The 21,400-nt window shown below is 46.1% G+C and carries 18 protein-coding genes; 10 read left to right on the top strand and 8 right to left on the bottom strand.

Features of this window, described 5'->3' with window-relative positions; all coding sequences use genetic code 11:
- Window positions 1–4: 4 nt before the first annotated feature.
- Complete coding sequence (locus HUX64_RS01160; RefSeq protein WP_174624421.1) at window positions 5–1,225, top strand: UbiH/UbiF/VisC/COQ6 family ubiquinone biosynthesis hydroxylase; 1,221 nt, start codon at window positions 5–7, stop codon at window positions 1,223–1,225.
- Between the two features lie 177 nt (window positions 1,226–1,402).
- Window positions 1,403–1,879: a hypothetical protein gene (locus tag HUX64_RS01155; RefSeq protein WP_174624420.1), complete on the top strand. Its 477-nt coding sequence runs from the start codon at window positions 1,403–1,405 to the stop codon at window positions 1,877–1,879.
- Between the two features lie 32 nt (window positions 1,880–1,911).
- On the opposite strand, the gene HUX64_RS01150 is transcribed toward HUX64_RS01155, so the two are convergent.
- Together HUX64_RS01150 and HUX64_RS01145 are read right to left on the bottom strand one after the other, a co-directional pair.
- Window positions 1,912–3,249 carry a sigma-54-dependent transcriptional regulator gene (locus HUX64_RS01150; RefSeq protein WP_174624419.1) on the bottom strand — a complete coding sequence of 446 codons (1,338 nt, stop codon included), beginning with the start codon at window positions 3,247–3,249 and terminating at the stop codon, window positions 1,912–1,914.
- The gene (locus HUX64_RS01145; protein WP_174624418.1) at window positions 3,246–4,874 is read right to left on the bottom strand and encodes a sensor histidine kinase; all 1,629 of its coding nucleotides are present in this window, start codon (window positions 4,872–4,874) and stop codon (window positions 3,246–3,248) included. The genes HUX64_RS01150 and HUX64_RS01145 overlap by 4 nt, the downstream gene beginning before the upstream one ends.
- Before the next feature lie 170 nt (window positions 4,875–5,044).
- Here HUX64_RS01145 and sucC point away from each other — a divergent pair, with 170 nt between their 5' ends.
- From sucC to HUX64_RS01130, 3 genes are all read left to right on the top strand, one after another.
- Window positions 5,045–6,211: an ADP-forming succinate--CoA ligase subunit beta gene (gene sucC, locus HUX64_RS01140; protein ID WP_174624417.1), complete on the top strand. Its 1,167-nt coding sequence runs from the start codon at window positions 5,045–5,047 to the stop codon at window positions 6,209–6,211.
- Window positions 6,208–7,074 (top strand): succinate--CoA ligase subunit alpha, encoded by an 867-nt coding sequence (gene sucD / locus HUX64_RS01135; protein WP_174624416.1) that lies wholly within the window; start codon window positions 6,208–6,210, stop codon window positions 7,072–7,074. Before sucC ends, sucD begins: the two co-directional genes overlap by 4 nt.
- Before the next feature lie 445 nt (window positions 7,075–7,519).
- Window positions 7,520–9,130, top strand: a complete 1,611-nt coding sequence (locus HUX64_RS01130; protein ID WP_174624415.1) for an NAD+ synthase — start codon at window positions 7,520–7,522, stop codon at window positions 9,128–9,130.
- 11 nt (window positions 9,131–9,141) lie between these two features.
- On the opposite strand, the gene mgtE is transcribed toward HUX64_RS01130, so the two are convergent.
- The 3 genes from mgtE to HUX64_RS01115 form a co-directional block, all read right to left on the bottom strand.
- The gene (gene mgtE / locus HUX64_RS01125) at window positions 9,142–10,596 is read right to left on the bottom strand and encodes a magnesium transporter (protein ID WP_174624414.1); all 1,455 of its coding nucleotides are present in this window, start codon (window positions 10,594–10,596) and stop codon (window positions 9,142–9,144) included.
- A 79-nt stretch (window positions 10,597–10,675) separates the two neighbouring features.
- Window positions 10,676–11,422 (bottom strand): ParA family protein, encoded by a 747-nt coding sequence (locus HUX64_RS01120; RefSeq protein WP_174624413.1) that lies wholly within the window; start codon window positions 11,420–11,422, stop codon window positions 10,676–10,678.
- A 420-nt stretch (window positions 11,423–11,842) separates the two neighbouring features.
- Entirely contained in the window at window positions 11,843–12,115 is a 273-nt protein-coding gene (locus HUX64_RS01115) for a hypothetical protein (protein ID WP_174624412.1), read from the bottom strand.
- A 266-nt stretch (window positions 12,116–12,381) separates the two neighbouring features.
- Between HUX64_RS01115 and HUX64_RS01110 the strand changes: the two genes are divergently transcribed.
- The 3 genes from HUX64_RS01110 to HUX64_RS01100 all read left to right on the top strand — a co-directional run bounded on the left by HUX64_RS01110 (window position 12,382) and on the right by HUX64_RS01100 (window position 14,794).
- The gene (locus HUX64_RS01110; protein ID WP_174624411.1) at window positions 12,382–13,302 is read left to right on the top strand and encodes an SPFH domain-containing protein; all 921 of its coding nucleotides are present in this window, start codon (window positions 12,382–12,384) and stop codon (window positions 13,300–13,302) included.
- Between the two features lie 3 nt (window positions 13,303–13,305).
- The gene (locus HUX64_RS01105; RefSeq protein WP_174624410.1) at window positions 13,306–13,749 is read left to right on the top strand and encodes an NfeD family protein; all 444 of its coding nucleotides are present in this window, start codon (window positions 13,306–13,308) and stop codon (window positions 13,747–13,749) included.
- Between the two features lie 748 nt (window positions 13,750–14,497).
- Complete coding sequence (locus HUX64_RS01100; RefSeq protein WP_174624409.1) at window positions 14,498–14,794, top strand: hypothetical protein; 297 nt, start codon at window positions 14,498–14,500, stop codon at window positions 14,792–14,794.
- A gap of 218 nt (window positions 14,795–15,012) precedes the next feature.
- On the opposite strand, the gene HUX64_RS01095 is transcribed toward HUX64_RS01100, so the two are convergent.
- Complete coding sequence (locus HUX64_RS01095; RefSeq protein WP_174624408.1) at window positions 15,013–17,289, bottom strand: PAS domain S-box protein; 2,277 nt, start codon at window positions 17,287–17,289, stop codon at window positions 15,013–15,015.
- A gap of 203 nt (window positions 17,290–17,492) precedes the next feature.
- Window positions 17,493–18,056 (bottom strand): thioredoxin family protein, encoded by a 564-nt coding sequence (locus HUX64_RS01090; protein ID WP_174624407.1) that lies wholly within the window; start codon window positions 18,054–18,056, stop codon window positions 17,493–17,495.
- Window positions 18,057–18,682: 626 nt separating this feature from the next.
- Here HUX64_RS01090 and HUX64_RS01085 point away from each other — a divergent pair.
- Window positions 18,683–19,444 carry a PEP-CTERM/exosortase system-associated acyltransferase gene (locus tag HUX64_RS01085; protein ID WP_174624406.1) on the top strand — a complete coding sequence of 254 codons (762 nt, stop codon included), beginning with the start codon at window positions 18,683–18,685 and terminating at the stop codon, window positions 19,442–19,444.
- 1,148 nt (window positions 19,445–20,592) lie between these two features.
- A complete protein-coding gene (locus HUX64_RS01080; protein ID WP_174624405.1) occupies window positions 20,593–20,817 on the top strand; it encodes a hypothetical protein in 225 nt (74 codons plus the stop codon).
- Between the two features lie 345 nt (window positions 20,818–21,162).
- Here the strand turns inward: HUX64_RS01080 and HUX64_RS01075 are convergent, their stop codons facing one another.
- A complete protein-coding gene (locus tag HUX64_RS01075) occupies window positions 21,163–21,375 on the bottom strand; it encodes a hypothetical protein (RefSeq protein WP_174624404.1) in 213 nt (70 codons plus the stop codon).
- Window positions 21,376–21,400 lie beyond the last annotated feature (25 nt).

The raw sequence follows: 21,400 nt of genomic DNA, 5'->3' as shown, positions 1-21,400 counted from the left end.
AGCAGTGGCTGATCGCTATGAAGTGATTATTGTCGGCGGCGGCATGGCAGGGGCAACAGCAGCGTGTGCTTTGGCGCATGGCGGCGTCAAGGTCGCCCTGCTGGATGGACATAATCCGGAAAGAAAATGGCCTGCCGGGTCCGTCGATATTCGCGTTTCCGCCTTAACCAAAGCCTCTCAAAATATTCTGGAAAGGGTGGGCGCATGGCCGGGCATGATGCAGCGCGGAGTTTGCGCTTACCGCGACATGCGGGTTTTTGATGCGCGAGGGGGAGGCGAATTGCATTTTGATTGTGCCGACACCGACTCTAGTGAACTGGGCCATATAGTCGAAAATAGAGTGACGGTAGCGGCATTATGGGATGAATTGGCTACCTTGCCTTCGGCGATTTGTTTGACTTCTGTACTTGTCTCGGAACTCCAGCTTGACGCCAAGGCGCGACAGGTGAAACTGGATGACGGCCGCCTTCTTGAAGCTGAACTGGTTATCGCGGCCGATGGGAGCGAGTCGGCATTAAGGACTATGATGGGAATAGAAGTTACCGGCTGGGACTATCATCAGTCCGGCCTGGTTGCTACCGTGACCACTGAAAAAAGTCATCAGGCCACGGCATGGCAGCGTTTTCTGGACGAAGGCCCGCTGGCATTTCTGCCGTTAAAAAATGGACAGTGTTCAATAGTCTGGACATTAAAATCCGAAACAGCCAAAAAATATTTAGCGCTTAATGATGAAGACTTTCTGCAAATGCTGGAGAAAGCTTCAGGCGGCATTCTGGGAAAAATGCTGGCAGCAGGTCCTCGGGCTGCGTTTCCTTTACGCTTTCAATACGCGAGGCGGTATACTGATAAGCGCTTCGCCTTGATCGGGGATGCGGCTCATGTCATGCATCCTTTAGCCGGACAGGGCGCGAATGCCGGGCTTCTGGATGCCGCGGCAATTGCTGAACTGGTGATCAAAACCAGACAGGAAAGAAGGCCTTTATCGAGTTCAAGATTTCTGCGCAGTTACGAGCGCTGGCGTAAGGGCGATAATTTAGTAATGATGGCCAGCATGGATGTCATTAACAAAATCTATCAGCTGACATTGCCGCCTTTTGTCGGTATGCGTTCAGCAGGGATGAACCGGGTTAATGATACGGCTTTGCTAAAAACTTATTTTAATCAGTATGCAATGGGTTTACGCGAGGACTTGCCCAGGTTGGCAAAAGGCCAAGCGTGCTGGTAATTTTTAACTTTTTGACTTGAATGCCAAAAAAGCGCTATTTGTTCCGGTTTGGAGTTTACCAGTCTCGCTCGCTTCTGGTATATTCGAAACTGGGTGATTAGTGTGCCTGCGGGCCGGCATGCCCTTAATTTAAGAGCTGTGATAATTATAAATTAATTTAGAGAGGGGAAAGCCGTTATGAGTGAAGGGTTGTTTATATTAACTACTATTTTTGTGGCTTATGTTGTTTACGTCATGGTGAATGAACGCAAAGCAAATGCTAAATCCATAACACCCACAGTCAGACCTGACCAACAACTGGGGCCGGTAGAACCATCAATGCCTCTGGCTGTTGAGAAACCGTCTGTAACTTCAGCTGCAAATAAAATGGCGGAAGACAAACAGAAGAAGCCTGAAATAATTAAATCGGCTGCAGTAAATGAAGCGCAGCGGGCCCAGGCTTCCGGCAAAAAAGGCATAAAAGATCCAAAAACGGGAGAAATTGCCACCGCTTATTATAATTACCGTTTTACCAAACGCTGGATAAAAGAGGCATTGGTTGCCGAAGGATTGCTGGAAAAAGTCTATAAAAATAATGAGCTGGATGCCGAGACTGAAGCGAAAATAAAGGATGCCATTCAAAAGCTTGAAGCGATGGATAAATACCGGGCTTAAACTGCCGGATAACCCAGAGCATCAACGGCTGGTTAATTATCCAGAGCGAGCTTTTTCAGGCGGTAGCGCAACGACCTGAAAGAAAGCCCCAGCTGTTTGGCGGCAGCTGTTTTATTCCATCTGTTTTCAGCCAATGCCATCGTAATTGCATTTTTTTCAGTGGCTTCCAGATACTCTTCCAATGATTCCAGAGCCGGATCGTATGCCGGAGAGTAAGGCAGGTTTTGCGCTCCGGCCGGCAGGTTCAAATCCTCTACCTCTATGCTTTTACCGTCATATAGAGCAAGCGCTCTTTCGAGAATATTTTCAAGTTCGCGAATATTGCCGGGAAATTGATACCGCTGCAGCGCCTCTAGCGCCGGCGCCGATAAAAACGGCTGATCCGCATTGCCGCTGAGCCTGGCTAAAATATGCTCTGTAAGCGCTGGAATATCGATGACCCGCTCACGCAAGGGCGGCACATGAAGATCAATAACATTGATGCGGTAATATAAATCCTGCCTGAAATTCCCGGCCTGAACCATATCTGCCAGATTGCGGTGGGTGGCGCTCAGCAAACGGACATCTACCGGTATTTCCTGCTGTTCTCCAACAGGACGGATCCTTTTTTCCTGAATGGCGCGCAGCAGTTTAACCTGGAGGGAAGGCGGCAAGTCAGCAATTTCATCGAGAAATAAGGTACCGCCTTCGGCCGCCTGAAAAAAGCCTTTTTTATCGCTGACCGCGCCCGTGAAGCTGCCCTTTTTATGGCCGAAAAATTCGCTTTCCATCAGCTCATGGGAAATTGCGCCGCAGTTAATAGCGATAAAAGCTTTGTCGCGGCGGGCGCTCTGCTGATGGATCAGCCTTGCCACCAATTCCTTGCCCGAGCCGGATTCGCCGCTGATATAAACAGGCGCCTGGCTGCGTGCCAGCTTGTCTATCTTTGCCCGGATCTCCCGCATGACCGATGACTCGCCTAACAGGGTATGGCGGGTTCGTCTTTCTCTCGCATTAGCGGGGTCGGAAAGTTTTAAGGCGCTGATAATAATCTGTCTGAGCGCCGCCAGATCAACGGGTTTGGAGATAAAATCAAAGGCCCCTTTTTTCATCGCCAGAATCGCGGTATCCATATTGGCGTGTGCGGTAATAACAGCCACAGGGATAGGAGCCGGCATGGCCTGTATGGTATCAACCAGCTCCAGACCGTTGCCGTCCGGCAGCTTCATATCGGTCAGGCACAGATCAAATGCTTTTTGCTGCAATAAAAACCGGGCGCTGCCTATGCTTTCAGCGCAATAGGTTTGAATATTCATTCTGTTAAGGGTGATTTCCAATAGCTCGCGAATATCCGGTTCGTCATCTACAAGCAATGTCAGCGGTTTTTTCATATCTCAATTATTTTATGTTCGGCATCCAGTAAACAAAGCCGGAAACAGCTCTGTTTATCGTCAGTTAAATGATAGCTCAATTTTGCCTGATTTAACTCCGCCAGCCCTTTGGAAATATAAAGCCCCAGTCCTGTGCCGCTGGGTGAAGTGGTGAAAAACGGCTCAAACAGATGACTTATGTGCTCATGACTGATTCCCCCGCCGTTATCAATGACTTCTATGCAGGGCATCTGCTGGAAGCGCCGGGCGGATAGTAGTATCTGGCCGACTTCAGGTTTTCCATATTTCAGCGCGTTTTGGCACAGGTTATCGAGAATCTGTTTCAAGTGATTGGGGTCCATCAATGCGCATAACGATTCATCCGTATGCGATGCTTTGAAGGTATCGGCATTAACGGCATGTTCCAGTATGAAATTTTTCATATAATTGTTCAGCCAGGGCTTTAACTGGAGCTTTTCCCTATTGGAAGCGGTTCTTCTGGAAAGTTGTAAAATATCTTCAATGATATGATTAACGCGTGTGGAATGAGTCTGAATAATTTCTGTCAAGCGGCGGTCTTGGGAGGATAACCGGGGATTTTCTGACAACAGCTGGCCGGCATGGCTTATGGCGCCTAAGGGATTGCGTATTTCATGAGCAATGCTGGCGGTTAATTGGCCTAAGGAAGCCAGTTTGCTTTGCTGCAGACGCTGATTATACAGAGTGATATTTTCCAGAATAATCATATAAAGAATTTCATGACGGGTTGGCAGGAGCATGAAACGAACAGGAATTTCTGATTGATCCGGCAGTTGCAGCAACACAAGATTCTGTTCGGAATCAGCCAGCCAGCCCTGAAAAGCCAGTGATAACTCTTTTGAAATGGACGCAAGATTACCGGGCTGAACCCGTAAATGGGCCAGCCGCAGAGAAGCTTCATTGGCCATTTGAATGGTTTCGTCCTTACCGGCAATGATAATGCCTGATTGCATATGCTGAATAATATACTGGTTGAGTTCTTCCAGTTTGGATATGGTCTGTTTCTGCTGGTTGGCAAGCTGGAGTATCTGTTCGCTGCGCTGCGCGAGAATATAGGACAGCAGGGCAATGGTAAAGTACGAGGCGCCCAGCATGCCGGCATACGTGTAAGAGGCGGTTTGCAGACCTTGGGCGTAATCGGCAAAAATCTGTTCGGTCAAAACTGCCAGACTGGCCAGTGCGGCAAAAAACATGGCGCAGCGTCCGCCGATTAACAAGCCCCCTGACGCAATTGATACAGCGAGCAAAATGCCCATGCCGCTTTTAATGCCTCCGCACGCATGCATTAGCAAGGTGAGAATGAGTATGTCGGTAAAAATGAGCAGCTGCGCCTGCAAGATGTAGCCTGTGAGCCGGCGGAAAATACAGATACCGGACAAGATTGAGAGAATTAAGTAGCCTGCACTGCTGTAGAGGTATAATTGATGATTGTTCGCGCCGAGTAAAGAAGGACCAAAGCTGCTGTAAAATAAAATGATAAACAGGCAAGCCAGCATAAAGCGGTAAATTAAAAAAGCTTTCAGCAATAACCAGGCTTGGGAAGCAGGAATACCGTAGCCTTTTGAAAAAGGGCAGGGAAAGATAGTGTCAGGGACAATTGCAGGCATTTTGTTTTAATTGAGCGTTTTATTAGTTACTTGGTTAGAATAAGTAATAATTCCGGATTAAACGCCGTGAGCAGGTTTTAAATAAGCATAGCAGTTATGCAAATACTTGAGAAAATACTCAAAATACACCTCAATACACGTCCGGATTACCGGGCAATCAGGAGCAATAAATGAATATTCATGAGTATCAGGCCAAACAGTTATTTCGCAATTACGGGATACCTGTGCCGGATGGACAGCAAGCGATAACGCCGGAAAGCGCCGGGCAAATTGCCAGACAGCTGGACGGCGATGGTTGGGTTGTTAAAGCCCAGGTTCATGCCGGGGGCCGAGGTAAAGCGGGGGGCGTAAAATTGGCGAAAAGCCTTGCCGAAGTCGCAGAATTTAGCCGGCAAATGCTGGGAACCCGACTGATTACCCATCAGACTGGAGAAGAAGGATTGCCGGTCAATACGCTATTGATAGAAAAAACCTATCCGATTAAAAGAGAGTTTTATCTCAGCCTGCTGGTCGACCGGGGCAGTGAGCGGATAATTTTTATAGCCTCGGCGGCAGGCGGTATGGATATTGAAACAGTCGCTAAAGAATCGCCTGAGCAGATACTGTCCCTGCAAGTCAGCCCGGCAGCGGGTTTACAGGCCTATCAATGCCGGAAAATCGCCTATGCCCTTACGCTTAAAGGCCAGCAAATCAAAGCCCTGGAAAAAATAATGCAGGGCATGTACCAATTATTTTTAGCAAAAGACGCCAGCCAGATTGAAATTAACCCGCTGGTGGAAACGCAGACAGGCGATTTGTTCGCGCTGGACGCCAAGATTAATTTTGATGATAACGCGGTCGCAGCCCATCCCGATATCCTGGCGATGAAAGATGCGGGCCAGGAAGATGAAAAGGAAAACAAGGCGCAGCAATACGGGCTTAATTATATTACCCTTGAGGGCAACATAGGCTGCATGGTGAATGGCGCCGGACTGGCCATGGCAACCATGGATCTGGTCAAACTGAAAGGCGGCATGCCGGCCAATTTTCTTGATGTAGGCGGCGGCACGAGCATTGAAAAAGTATCCGAAGCATTCAAGCTGATTCTTTCTGATCATAGCGTCAAGGCGGTGCTGGTCAATATATTCGGCGGCATCGTGAAGTGCGACATTATCGCAGAGGGAATTTTGGCGGCAGTGCAGGAAGTGCATGTAAATGTACCCGTGGTAGTGCGGCTGGAAGGAACCAATGCCGAACAGGGCAGAGCCTTGTTAAGCAATTCAGGTTTTAATCTTTTTGCAGCTGATGACCTGGCTCACGCTGCCGAACAAGTTGTTGCACTGGCGGAGGCCGCATGAGCATTTTGATTAATAAAGAGACTAAAGTTCTGTGCCAGGGGTTTACCGGCAAACAAGGGACTTTTCATTCTCAGCAGGCTGTGGACTACGGCACAAAATTGGTAGGGGGCGTCACGCCGGAGCGCGGCGGGGAAATTCATTTGGGCCTGCCGGTGTTTAATACTGTAGAAGAAGCAGTACGTATCACCGGAGCGGGTGCCAGCGTCATTTATGTGCCGCCTTTTTATGCGGCGGACGCCATCCTGGAAGCGGTGGACGCGGGAATTAAAATCATCGTTTGCATCACCGAAGGCATTCCGATCTTACAAATGCTGCGGGTTAAGGCGGCTATGGCCGGCGCCGGGGCATTGTTAATCGGCCCGAACTGTCCGGGCGTGATTACGCCGGGCGAATGTAAAATCGGCATTATGCCGGGTAATATACATTTGCCGGGATCAATCGGCATCGTTTCGCGGTCAGGCACATTAACCTACGAATCCGTCTATCAAACGACGAACCAGGGCTTGGGACAAAGCACCTGCGTAGGCATAGGCGGCGATCCGATCCACGGCCTGAACTTTGTCGATGTGCTCAGCCGCTTTCAGGCCGATGAGCAGACCAAAGGCATCGTCATGGTCGGTGAAATTGGCGGCGGCGAAGAAGAGGAGGCAGCCGATTACATTAAAGCTCATGTCACCAAGCCGGTAGTGGCCTATATTGCCGGACAAACCGCGCCGCCCGGCAAGCGCATGGGACATGCCGGCGCTATTGTGACCGGCGGCAAGGGCACGGCGGAAGGAAAAGTTGCCGCGCTTAAAGCGGCAGGGATTGAGGTGGTGAGTTCTCCGACTGATATCGGCCTTGCGATGAAAGGATGTTTGTAATTTTTACCTGTCCTGCATCAAATGCAAATTAAAAAAAGAGGCGTCCATATTCGGCAATTCGTTAATAAATTTTTGGAAAATCCATGGCGATGAAAATTTAAATGATCCCTTGATATTCTTCTCTGGTAAACGCCATACTCTGCCCAGCGCAGGTAAAATCAGTATTAAGATTTAACCGGCTATTTGTCAACTCATAAAACGGATTCCCGGTATGACAATACTCAATGATTGGGCTAATGATAATAAATCCTTATATTGATTTTGAGCGATTTACTGATGCAGACACTCTACGGAAAATCCTTTTTATTGAGGTATAGTTATGCAATGGCAAGATGTTTTAGCAGGTAAATTCTTACATGATTTACCTTTTAAGCATAGATTCCACCGCGGCGCCGGGAAAGAAGTAGCTGCTTTTCTTTTTGCACCTTAACCTTACGTCTTCTTCATGTCTCTGAAAATAGCCCTGGCCCAAATCAACTTCCTGGTCGGCAATATAGCCGCCAATGTTGACAATATCATTCAAGCCGCTAGCCATGCGCGTGATGAGTTAGGCGCCGATATTGTTGTCTTTCCCGAGCTTACGATTACCGGCTATCCCGCCGAAGACCTGTTATTGCGCACCGATTTTATTACGGCAGCCAATAATGCCGTTTATCAGCTTGCCGAGCGTGTTGCTGATATTGCGCTGGTGGTGGGATTTCCTGAATATGAAGAGGGTAAACTATATAACGGTGCGGCAGTGCTGCATCAGGGCGTAATTCTGGCCCGCTATCACAAACAGGTGTTGCCTAATTACGGGGTTTTTGATGAACAGCGTTATTTTTCTGCCGGCGCCAAGCCCTGTGTGTTTGAGTTTAACGGCATTTTTATAGGATTGACGATTTGCGAAGATGTTTGGAAAAAGGGCATTATTGATGCTACTAAACAAGCAGGGGCAAGCTTGTTACTAACACTTAACGCTTCGCCTTTTCACTCCGGAAAAATCCATCAGCGCGAAGCGATTATTTGCCGACAAGTCAAAGCCGCGCAGATTCCTTTGGTGTATGTCAATCAAGTCGGCGGACAGGATGAGTTGATATTTGACGGCGCTTCCTTTATAGCCGACCAGCACGGGCGGATCGTATTTCGAGCGGCAGAGTTTGAGGAACAGATCAGTGTGGTTGAGTTTGACGGCAATAAACCCATAAAAAGCAGTTGCGCGCCGCCTTACCATGAAATTTCCAGCGAGTATCAGGCCCTGGTTCTGGGCATTAAGGATTATGTGCGGAAAAACGGCTTTCAGGGCGCCATTCTGGGCTTGTCCGGCGGCATTGATTCGGCGCTGGTTCTGGCCCTGGCGGTCGATGCGCTGGGGCCTGACAAGGTTGAAGCCGTACTGATGCCGTCGCGCTATACTCAGAACATGAGTATGGAAGACGCCTTACTGGAAGCTCAGGCATTAGGGGTTAAAAACCATATTATTCCAATAGAGCCTGCGGTTAATGCCTTCACGGTTATGTTGTCGGAAGTGTTTGCAGGTGCCGCTAAGGATACCACAGAAGAGAATATTCAGGCGCGCTGTCGAGGGGTGGCTTTAATGGCCATATCGAACAAGCACGGCAAGCTGCTGTTGACAACAGGTAATAAAAGCGAAATGAGCGTCGGCTACGCTACGCTGTATGGCGATATGGCGGGCGGTTTTGCGCCGATTAAAGATGTTCCCAAGCTGCTGGTTTACCGGCTGGCGCGTTATCGCAATTCGCTGTCTGAAGTGATACTGCCGCGGGTCATCAGCCGGCCCCCCTCTGCCGAGTTGTCACCCGATCAGGTTGACGAGGATTCGTTGCCGCCGTATGAAATTTTAGATCCCATACTTGAGCGTTATATAGAACTGGATCAATCCGCTGAAGAAATAATAGCCGCAGGTTTCAAGCGCGAGGATGTAGCCAGAGCCATAACGCTGGTAGATAGAAATGAATATAAACGCCGGCAATCTCCGCCGGGCATCAGAATTACTGCCCGAGCATTTGGCCGCGACCGGCGCTATCCGATTACTTCGGGCTACCGAGGAATTTGATTCTTGTCGAATCAGAGCGTATGAATTAAAAACAGGCTGGCCAGACCTAGCAATATAAAGAATCCCATTGCGTCAGTGATGGAAGTCAGCATGACACTCGTGCCTATGGCGGGATCCTTGCCTAATTTATGACGCAGCAAGGGAATGCTCAGTCCGACCACTACCGCGACCAGCAAGTTGATAAATATGGCTATGGCCATTACACCGGCCAGCGCCTCATCCTGATAAAGCAGCATAACCGCTCCGCCGACAACAATGCCTAAAAGAATGCCATTCAGTATGGCAAGCGCCACTTCCTTTTTTATCAATCGGCGCACATTTGCCGGGCTAATTTGTCCCAGCGCCAGTGAGCGGATAATGAGCATGCTGGTCTGATTGCCCGTATTGCCGCCGGTAGCTGCCACAATCGGCATTAATGACGCCAATGCCACCAGTTGCAGAATAACATTTTCAAACAGGCCGATAATACGGGTGGAAATAAATGCCGTGGCTATGTTGATTAAAAGCCAGCCCCAGCGATTTTTCGCACTTTTCCAGACACTGGAAAATAAATCTTCTTCTTCCGAGACTCCGGCTTGCAAAAGCAGGTCTTCGTCTGTTTCTTCGCGGATAAAATCCATAATGGAATCAATGCAGAGCCGGCCCTGAAGCTTGCCGTTATTATCGACTACCGGCGCTGAAATCAGCGCATAGCGCTCAAACGCCCGCGCCGCTTCGTCAGTATTCTGGTCAACCTGAAACCGGATAAAATCGGTCACCATCACTTCGGCTACTTGCCGGATAGAGGAATAAGTAAGGAGTCTTTGCAACGGTAAAATACCTTTGACGACATCGTTCTGATCAACCACAAATAATTTATCCGTGTGGCTCGGTAATTTCTTAAGTTTTCGGATATAGGCTTTAACAGCTTTTAAATTCAGATCTTCTCTGATGGTAATCATGCCAAAATGCATCAGCGCCCCGACCTGATCTTCGGGATACGCTAACACGTCATTCAAGTGCTTGCGCTCTTTGCTGTTCAACAACCTGAGAATTTTCAGCATAGCCCGTTTGGGGATATCGGGCGCGAGATCTGCTATTTCGTCAGTGTCTAATTGGGCAGCTACCGTCGCCAGTTCTTCAGCTTCCATCCCTGAAATTAATGTTTCCCGCACAGCATCGGATACTTCCAGCAGAATCTGTCCGTCATGGCTGGTTTTAATTGCATTCCAGACGGTCTTGCGCTGATCCAGGGGAAGCGATTCGAGAATATGGGCGATATCGGCCGGATGCAAGGGCGCAAACATTTCCTGAAGACGGGTTTGCTGCTGATTATGCAGAACAGTCTCTACCAGTTCATGATTAGTCGTAGGGCTTCTTTCAACAAGCGATTTCTCCATCTGCTGTTTTTCGAGCAACGTGATAACTTCTTCCAGATAATGCTGCAAGAATTGCGCAGAATGAACTTTGTTAGAGGATTCTTCCATAAAAGTAGATGTGTGTATTAATTTTGCTTCGCTTCGGCCCGGTCTTCCAATAAGCTAAAGAACAAGGATTATTTGAAAATCAGGCGTTAATGCGAGCCAGAATTTCCTGCCATAGTTCATTGTAGGCATCGGTGGAGCGGCTTTTATTGATGTAGCCGCCAAGAGGCATGCGCTCCACGCCCATACGTTCGATATCGCTGGCGTACGGAATGGCTATTCCAAGAATGTCCGGGTTGTCCTTGATCATGCTTTGCATTATCTCCCTGTGCATTTTTTTACGCCGGTCGGCCATACCGAAGAACGGCATGAGTATTAATTGGTCCAGCTTCTGGTCGGCAATGAATTTTTTTAATTGTTCCAGGGTTCTTAAAGACAATATCGTAGGTATGACCGGCGACAGTAAAATATCAGACGCTTCAAAAACAGCTTCTGACAATAATGAAATATTGGGCGGGCAATCCAGAAAAATGAAATCATATTCTGCTGCCAGCGGCTTAAGGAGTTTTTTAAGTTGCCGGGTCGGTTTTTTCTTGTCATCGAGAACCAGGTCCAGGTTTCTGAATGAAAAATCCGAGGGTAATAAATCCAGATGCTCAAAATCAGTGCCTTTAATTAATCCGTCCAGCTCGCGTTTTCCGGCAATTAACTCTTTACTGCCGCCTTTCACTTTAGGCTTGATGCGAAAGTAAAAACTGCTGGCTCCTTGGGGGTCCAGATCCCATACCAGGGTCCGGTAGCCGTTTCGGGCAGCAATAAAGGCCAGATTTACCGCGCTTGAGGTTTTACCAACGCCACCTTTTATGCTGTATAAAGCCAGTACCTTCATGGAGGCGCTCCTGTGTAAGAGACAAATAATGCAAAAAACGCTATAAACCGGCCATTGATATTAGCATCATTCAATTTACTCGCAACGGCAAGAAATTATTTATTTTAGCTCAGACAAGTTTTTTCATGCTTATCTCTCGATGCATCAGGCGGCAGCAAAATTCACAAAAGCCGGCTGTCAGGAATTCTTATGCAGCAATGAATGGGATTTACAGCGAAGATTTTTATTCGGACGTCTGTTTTGCCATAAGAGTCAGAATCACGATTTCTGACAAAACAGACGGGAACTTGTGTTTCTGCAGCCGAAGCCCTAAGCGCTGATTGTCGGATTATTATTCAATAATTACAGGCAGGCAACGGTTTTAGATGTAAGTGTAATGGTTGATTGGCTAGTGCTCCATTAAAAATCACTGAGCCGCATTTATTTGGCCTCTGATGTTTTAGGCACAGGAATAGGAGACGGCATTGGCGACGTATTTTGAGGAGCCGTTTTTTTAGAAGCGGCTTTCATCTCCTCCCGCCGATTCCCTTCTCCGTAAAGGGTAGCACTGATCATGAATAAAACGGCCGAAATAATCAGCACCATAAACCTGTCGGGTTTTTTCAAAAAGAATAAAACCCACTTTGGCTTGATCATTCCTATAATGAAAAAAAGGAGCGTTACTATTCCTAAGTTAAATGCGGCTATTATCATATATTTACCTGTTTAAACTTTTATCCGGCAAGATTTGCATTATTATTTAGTTGGGCGTCTTATTGCAACTGCCTATCGTATTATTTTAAGGCTTCACTTTAATAAAGACGATGCCTACTACGAATTTAGGGCATAACATTGAAGCAGCGCTTAAGATTATCCTGTAGCTGCGGCTTTAGCATCCCCAGGTAAGGGTCATTTCAATCAGTGGCGGCTGAAGTCAGTCCTACAAAAAGCCACATAATTATAAAAATCAGGAGGCCCCGATGGGCGGATTTAGCGTATTTGTCTTGGTATTACTTGTTTTTGCTGTCGTGCTGGTATTTATGAGTGTCAAGTCCGTTCCCCAGGGCATGGAATATACGGTGGAGCGCTTTGGAAAATATACCAATACGCTGACGCCGGGGCTGAACATTATCATGCCGGTTATTGACCGTATCGGCAGGAAGATGATTATGATGGAACAGGTGATGGATGTGCCGTCCCAGGAAGTCATTACCAAGGATAATGCGATGGTTACGGTTGACGGCGTGGTTTTTTACCAGGTCATGGATGCCGCCAAAGCCGCCTACGAAGTCAGCAAACTGGACTGGGCCATTCTGAATCTGGTAATGACCAATATTCGCACCGTCATGGGATCAATGGATCTGGATGAGTTGCTGTCCCGCCGGGATAATATCAATGCCAGACTGCTTACCGTTGTAGACGATGCGACGACGCCCTGGGGAATCAAGGCGACCCGGATTGAAATCAAGGACATTGCGCCGCCCAAAGATCTGGTTGAAGCGATGGGCAGACAAATGAAAGCCGAGCGCTTAAAGCGCGCATCTATCCTCGAAGCAGAAGGTTTGCGGCAATCCGAAATTTTGCGCGCGGAAGGCGCGCAGCAGGCGGCTATTCTTGATGCCGAAGGCCGCAAGGAAGCCGCTTACCGCGATGCCGATGCGCGCGAACGTCTGGCTCAGGCTGAAGCCAGAGCAACCTTGATGGTATCGGAAGCAATCAGTAAAGGCGATATACAGGCGGTTAATTATTTTGTCGCACAGAAATATATTGAATCTTTAAAAAGCATTGCCTCTGCTGACAACAGCAAACTGGTATTTATGCCCCTGGAAGCATCAAATGTCATTGGCGCCCTCGGGGGCATTACCGAACTGGCTAAAGCAGCCATGACTAAAAAAAGTTAAATTATGGCTGAACTGGAATTTGTTTTTTGGTATTGGTGGGTATTGGCGCTCCTCTTTTTGGTTCTGGAAATACTGACCCCCGGCTTTTTCTTTATGTGGCTGGCGGCTGCCGGCTTTATAACCGGCTGCCTGTTATGGCTGATGCCTGCGCTGAGCATGGACATACAGATGTTTATTTTTTCCGTATTGTCGCTTGCTGCGATCGGGGCCTGGAAGTTTTATGGCAAAAAACATCCTATAGAAACGGACCAGCCTTTGTTAAACAAACGCGGCGCCCAATACATAGGCCGTGTATTCAGTTTGTACGAGCCGATAAAAAACGGGCAGGGTAAAATAAAAGTGGATGATTCTATCTGGAAAGTTCATGGCGAAGATTGTGATATCAATACACGGGTAAAAGTCATTGCCATTCGCGGCACGGTGTTTGATGTGGAAAAGGTTGAATAGCGAGTGAGGTTAAGATTACGACAAAATCAATTATATCCTTTGATTATTAATGGCTGCGGGTCTGGCCGGCAGTGGAAACTAGAGCAATGATCTGTCGCCTATGATCAAGAGAATTGTTAAACTGTAAAGCTTTAGTTGTCACTGATGTGCCCCGCCCTGCCTCGTCCTTATTCAGAAGCTCTGCGGCTGGAGGTCACCTATGCCCTCGACAGCGGCAACACGACACGCCAAGTCAGCCTTGTATCACGTCAGCTTGTCTTTTGTCTCCACCGTGCCCCCGTGTTGCCGGCACCCCGGACCTGTCTATAGCCGACAGATCAGCCGTTACAGGCGAGCCTTGCTGGCGCCTTGTAAGGCCGAGCTAACCTTGACAAGCACAAGTGTTCTAGGTAAAACCTATAGTTTCATATTAACTATGAATTATTCGATCTTCATATATTGCGTATAGACTCTGGTTTCAGAGGAGTAATAATCGCCCGGCGCTCCTTGATTTCACTATGATTATTAATTTATAAAAATAACTTTTCATTTGACCAGCTATACCAGTAACCTATAAGAGAAACAAAATTGATAGTGAGGTATCCCACGCCGACAGATCATTAAACTTTTGAGTTGGGCTATGCCGATAAACACATGCCGATGCGGTTGAGAAATTGGCTGAAAAAATCTGCATTACAGCATTTCGAATAACCTCAGCCTTAGGCGAACAAGCCCTTATCACAATATTGCCGAAGTTCATTTTTATTAAATGAAATATTTTGAAGCTTCTTTAAATTCACGGGGCGGCAAGAAAAAGCAGAGCGCGCTGTTGAAATTTCCAGTGGCGGCGCTCCTTCCTTTTAAAGATGCTTCTGCCGAATTGGGTATCGGTGAAGCTGTCTTTGATCGATTAAAAAATGATATTGGCACTGCAAATATCGATGAGAAACTGAAGCCAACACTCAGCTATGTTAAAAAGTTGACGCTTATACGGCATCAGATTACGCAAGCGGATGCATCTGCAAGCGCCCCAAAAAATAAGGCTATCATTGATTTTTTAAGCTGATAGAAAAATAGCCACTGGTATCAATATGAGAGTTCCCATATCAATTTCATAATTTTTAATCTTCTCTCGCTAGCCTTATCCGACAGCCGAAGAAAGAAGGAGCCTGCACTTGATCGCGATGAGTAGAAACTGGGTGATCGGCTTCTGGCTACCACAACGGATAACAGCCTGGAGGACGAGCTTGGAAGTTGATGCATACCGGCATCAGGTTATTGAATTTACCTGCGTTTGAATATCATTAAGGTTACATCATCTTTAAATGATTCGCTTTGGCAAAATTGCTTTAACTGCTCCAGCAAAGCGTCAATAATCGCCTGCGGGCCTTGGTGGGCGTAGCGTATGAAAATTTCACTGACGCGCTTTATGCCAAAAAACTCACCTTGGACATTTTCTGCTTCCGTTAATCCGTCGGTATAAAAAAGAATCAGATCGCCTTGTGACAGAGACGTTTTTTTTTCCTCAAAAACTACATTTTCGCGTATACCGAGTATCAGTCCGTCAGCGTCGAGTTGGGTGCATTCAGATTGTAAAGATCTGAGCAATAAAGGCGGCGGATGACCTGCATTGGCAAAACTTAATTGATGAGTGGTAAGGTCATACTGCAGATAAAAAAGAGTAATGAAGAAATCTGCTTTATTCAAATCCCTAAAGAGAAAATTATTGATTATCTTTAATGTTTCTGAAGGTGTCCATGTCCCGCTTGCTTGGGTTCGGATAGCGCTGCGGGCTTCCACCATAAAAAGCGCCGGACCGACGGAATGACCGGAAACATCAGCAATAACCATATCCAGATAGTCTTTATTGCGAAAAAAGTAATCAAAATAGTCACCTCCTACCTGATGGGCAGGCAAGCAAAAGCCGGTTATTTCAAAGTGCTCGGACTTAATTGGGGCGGAGGGTAATAGGGAAGCCTGAATCTGGTGGGCTATCTTGATTTCGCTTTGGGCAATGGCCAGATTAACCTGCGCCTGGCGGATTTGCCGCTCGGCGGCTTTGCGAGCCGTAATGTCATGGATAAAGCCGCTGAATATATAGGCATTGCCTAATTTCAAAGGGGAAACACTGAATTCAACAGGAAATTCAGAACCATCACGACGCAAGGCCACATGCTCAATCTGCCGGTTTAAGAAGGGGCCTTTGCCGGAATGCAGAAACTCTTTCAGTCCCTGTCGATGAGCGCTTCGAAAACGCATCGGTATGATTAACTCTTCCAGATGTTGCCCTATCGCTTCCATGCGCAACCAGCCGAACATTTTTTCGGAGTGGTGATTCCAGTCGATAATGATCCCGAATGAATTCATGATGACAATGGCGCTTAAGGAGCTTTCAATAATAAGCCGGGTACGTTTTTCACTGTCTATGAGCGCGTCCTGAAAATGTTTTTTGGCGGTAATATCCCGATCGACGCCGCGCCATTTGAGCAGTTTCCCGTCGGCGCCGATAATCGGCAAGCCGGTCGATTCGGTAAGGACCTCATGTCCGTCTTTATGGTGATAATGATTAATCAGAGCATAAAACGGTTGCCGGTTTCCGACATAAGACTGCTGGTCTACTTTATCCTGGGCGGTTAAAAACTCGGTATAGTGTTTGCCGATAACTTCCTCTTGTTTAAAACCGAGAATTTGATTAACGGCGGTGCTGCTATAGGTATAATAACCGTCGGGATCTTGCTCCCATAACCATTCGCCGGTCATTTCCGCCATCTGCCGGAAACGTTCTTCACTTTCGGACAATGCTGACTCCACTTGTTTTTTTCGGGTAATATCTTCTTCAACAGTTAAAAAGTGAGTTATCTCGCCCTGGTCATTTTTAATAGCGCTGATGCATTCATGAGACCAATAAACTTCGCCGTTTTTCTTCCGGTTTTTTATTTCTCCGCGCCATTCTCCCCAGCTGAAAAGCATTTCTCGCATGGCATGATAATGTTCCTTATACCTATCGTCGGGATGCAGAATGCCGGCGCTTTGTCCAATCAGTTCTGCGGCGGTGTAGCCGGTGAGTTCAGTGAACTTCGGATTCAAATATTCAATGCGGCCGTTAAGATCAGTAATAATTACTGCGCTGGCGCTTTGTTCCACAGCCCTATGCATTATAAATACGTCTTTATCTTGCGGCTTCTTGACCTCAAGTTTCTGGATAAGCAAAATGACGGTTTTTTCCGGCTTTTCGCCCGGTAAGAGCGAAAAGGATAAGACTGCCTGGATTTCCTTATTCGCTTTGGTAACTATTTTTCCCTTAAAGCTTTTGCTGAGATTTTCAGCGGCTAAATTTTTAATGGCGGTCTGCCATTGCTGCGTTTCATTTTCCGGCGCAAAAATAACAGCAAGCGGCTTTTCTACAAGTTCTTTTTCACTGTAGCCTAAAAGCGTTGTTGCAGAACGATTAACATGTTTAATGACAGCAGAAATTCTCGAAGGATGAGTAGAATAATCCAATTCAAAAATAATGAAATTGAAAGCAAGATTTTCTAAAAGAGAATAAGCAGGTATTGCCATGTAAATTCGATAACAAAAAAGGGGCGTTGATAATACTACTGATGATTCCTGAGATGGACTCGTTTCAAATGGGCTATTAAACCTGACCCTGCAGGAAAGCAGGGTTAACATAGCTGACTAGCCAGATAGACCTGCCTCCTTAATCTGCGATTGCCTAAAAAACTGTAATCGTTAAGGTGCGGATGGTCTAGCGTCTCTCAAAGCTATGCGGCTTTCCATTTTATATTGCAACCGATGCTGGGGATTTGCTTTTCACTGATAGCTTTTCCTGCCAGTAAGTTATCCAGAGCACCCCGTAAATCTTCGCCTGTAAGCGGAATATCGTTTTTAGGTGTGGCGCCGTCCAGGCGTCCGCGATAAACGCAGGCCAAACTTTTATCAAATACATAAATGTCCGGCGTACAGGCAGCTTGATAGGCTTTGGCAATTTCCTGGCTTTCATCATACAGATAAGCAGAAAAAGGCTGCCCCCAGCTTGCCATCATCTGTTTCATTTTATCAGGCGCATCCTGGGGATACTCCTTAATATCATTGGAACTGATAGCGATGAAATGAATGCCTTCTTTTTGGTAATGTCTGGCAATATCGATTAACTGGTCTTTAACATGGAGAACATAAGGGCAATGATTACAAATAAACATTACCACTGTGCCTTTTTCTCCTTTTAACGCTTGCAAGGTTTTATGAGAGCCCGTCATAGTATCAGATAAATTAAAGTCCGGTGCCAGGGTGCCCAAAGGCAGCATGTTTGAAGGGGTTGCAGCCATATTCTTTCTCCTGTTTTTATTTAGATTATTTTAAAACTATTTTGCTAGCGGTAGTGATTATAAGGGCATAAGAATTTTTAGGGTATCAAGGATGGAATATGATTACCTGCAATCAAATATTCGAAGCTTTGTTATATGTTTAATTATTTAACCGTCAGCAACCGGCTACCCATTTTTTTGACCCTTTTAATTCTGCCCGTGACAACGGCGGATTAACTAAATTTTTCGCCAATTTCGTTTTTTAAACAGAGCAATTCTGCCACTACTGGACGGATAAGTTCTGAATTTAGGTGACGTCGACGCTTAATTGTTATTTCGACAAGCAATGGATTCATCCTTTGAAAGGATTAGTATATTTACTTAAGTTTTTTTTAATAAACCTCGGTTAGAGTTTTACCCAAAGAAAGTTAATATTGACTTAAAGAGTTTTTAATCTCATTCAATAATATAAGGCACAGAGAGGCTTCTTTAAGCTTTTTTATTATCTGGTGCGCATATCTAATTAAGGGCGCCGGTTTTTAAACCCATATTAAACTAGGTAAATTATGCTTTATTTCGGAGACTATTTATTAAACTTTATCAAATAATTCTAACTACCCATAAATCAATCAAGAGAGAAGATAATTATGTTTGATAAGCATTTTGAAGTATTTTTAGCAGATACCCCGGAAAGTAAAAAACAGCATTACGGAATAAGATATCAAGTTTATTGTGAAGAAATGGGCTTTGAAAACAAGCACGATTTCCCCACAGAGCAGGAAATTGATAAATGGGATCAGTTTTCTGTGCATTTTATAGTTCGCGCCAGACACACGAGGCAATGGGTCGGCGCTATGCGGATGGTTTTTAATAATGAACATCCACTGCCCCTGGAACAACACGGGATTATTACTAAAACAATTGATAATAATGCTTTTGATTCTGCTATTGAAATTTCAAGATTGTGCCTGGTAAAAGAAATCAGAAGACGGAATGTAGATTGCGATCCGCCTCTGGGACTGGATGAGAATCTTGTTCTGGATGAGAATGAGGAATCCAAAAAAGGAGATAATGTAATTTCATTCCGCCGCAGCCAACAAATTGAACGGAGTATTATCTGGGGATTATTTCGTGCCGCGGCACTATATAGCCAGGAAAGCAACATAAAAAAATGGTACTTTTTATGTACCAATGCATTGGCCCGCATTATTTGCAAGAAAGGAGTCACTATGAAGCGTATAGGCGAGCCTTGTCAATTTAAGGGAGAAAGAATTCCTTTTGAAATAGATTTAAAAGAAATTCTTTCTAATTCCATATGGCTAAATGATTATAAAAAAGGCTACAGCCTTTGTTCTGAAATAGAAATACCCAGGCTTCTTAAAGAAAAGGTAGCCTCCGCCCGATTTTAACAGGGCTCACAGGCGGCGCATCTCAATACAGAGTTTTGGGCAGGGTCGGCCTGTTTCTGGTGTGGCACAGATAAATGCGGCCATTGATTTTAATGCTATTTTTGTTTCTAAACTAATGGAAATGAAATATTTTGACGATAAAAGAGGGATATACAGGGTCCTTGCTATATTCCTTGATCAGAGTTTCGAGCAATAAAGTATATCTGTGCTTTCGGTAGTGCGCCAACAGGTTTTACCGATAAGTACCGTCTAAGCAGAGAGAACTAACCTCTTTCACTTTAAGTTTTGGAAGCTATCAATCAAATCTCCTTGCAGGGTCTAGACATCGTACTCACCATTAGCTCTATCTTCAAGGGGTGTTCCCTTGTTGCGTGTTATTTTATTGGCTTGGGATCCTCCCAGCGTAAAAGTTTTATATCCTGTCGTGACATTCATTAGATATTCTCATCGTCAGGCCTTTTTTTCAGGCCGAACATCTTAATTATCAATATATGTTGACCGGCAGGCAAAAATTACTACTCCATTAAACCCTAAATTAATTCCCCGTATTAATCGGATAAATGCCCCTAACCTTAGCGTGCTCAGATCCTTTAAGGCTGGCTCAGGGTTTTATGGAAATAGCCAATAAACGCCAAGTTGTTATCTTTACATCGGCCGGTGGAGTTACAGTTGCCCTATGGAATGACTTTGCGCCTGCCAAAGCCCAATTCCTCTCCAATCTGATTCATCTCCGCTGGCCCTGTTAAAGCCGCAAATCAGGTGTGCTAAAGCTTGAATTCCGGTCATAGCACTTTTGCCTTATTCTGCGCTGGGCATGCTGGTTTTTTATAGGTTCAAGCTTGACTCTTTCCCCACAGTTCCCTCAAATCGGTTTTATGATCTTTTCATCGGTTCCCCGATGACGTTATCTCGGGTTGTTAGGTTCTGTTGACATTTTATTGCAGCCAAATCAGAGCTGAAACGAAACGGATGAAGCCCATGTAGTTTCTGAAGAGCTTTTCAAAGAGCTTTTCAAATCGTGAGAACATTCGCCGCTAATATCTGATTTACCGAAAGTACATTTAATCAGATGACATTCATTATAGAGAAACCAATGACTATGACGCGCTGCAACCTCTTGCTAAGAAGTGCATTGAAGGCTGCATACCTTGTTTCCGGATGGCTTCGACAAAGGCATCGCTGTCATAACCCTTATCGCCAAGAAGAGCGCCTGCCCCGAGCCGAGTCAACTGCAACAAGGCTCGCGCGGCACTGTCGTAGTCATGTGCACCCGTACTGTCGATCAGGATGTGTTGCCAATCAGGACGTTGGGCTACAGCTTTTATGCAAGCTCGGTCAGAGGCTCTACCTGCACCCGCTTGCAAAGCGTTTGAGCAGTGCGCTCCACTTGCCCAGTGCGGCCTGCAATAACCGCTATGGCCCTCTCTACAGCACGGTGTCTAGAAAACCCCGGCATTTTTACCCCCAGACTAAGTAAACCCTGGAATCCAATAAGAGCAGTCCATACAAGGTGTGCCACGCTTCGTCTGTTAGTTCTGCTCTATTCGGCTTTTCCCGCTGAAAATGGCCAAAACTTAACTTTATCAGACAAAATATCAACAAAACCTAAGCCTGGAGGTCAGGCTGTTAAATCTCTTCAAATCATTCGGATCTGAATTCTTACCGTAGCGCAACACTTCAATTTTTATAATGCCAGGGGTCCTGGGCAGGCGGAAGTTTTAATTCGGGCAATGAGAAGCTATAAGATATTCCGGCTTTTTCTGCATCAACCAGCCAACGGCATAATTGGATTGGGCGTTCTTCATGACTAATGCCGAGCGCATAGTCATAATCCAGCTGAATTTCTGCTGAATTCTTACTGCCGTATTGTTGACTGAACAGGCCCTGTCTTTAGCAAAGGCTTTTAGGAAAATGTTCGATGGAATCGTCATCAGAAAACTCCTCTCCAGCCATAAA

It is taken from the genome of Candidatus Methylobacter favarea (assembly GCF_902806695.1).
GTDB classification, from domain to species: Bacteria; Pseudomonadota; Gammaproteobacteria; order Methylococcales; family Methylomonadaceae; genus Methylobacter_B; species Methylobacter_B favarea.
The sequence above is the reverse complement of the archived record's forward strand: the minus strand, read 5'-3'. Positions and strand labels throughout refer to the sequence as shown.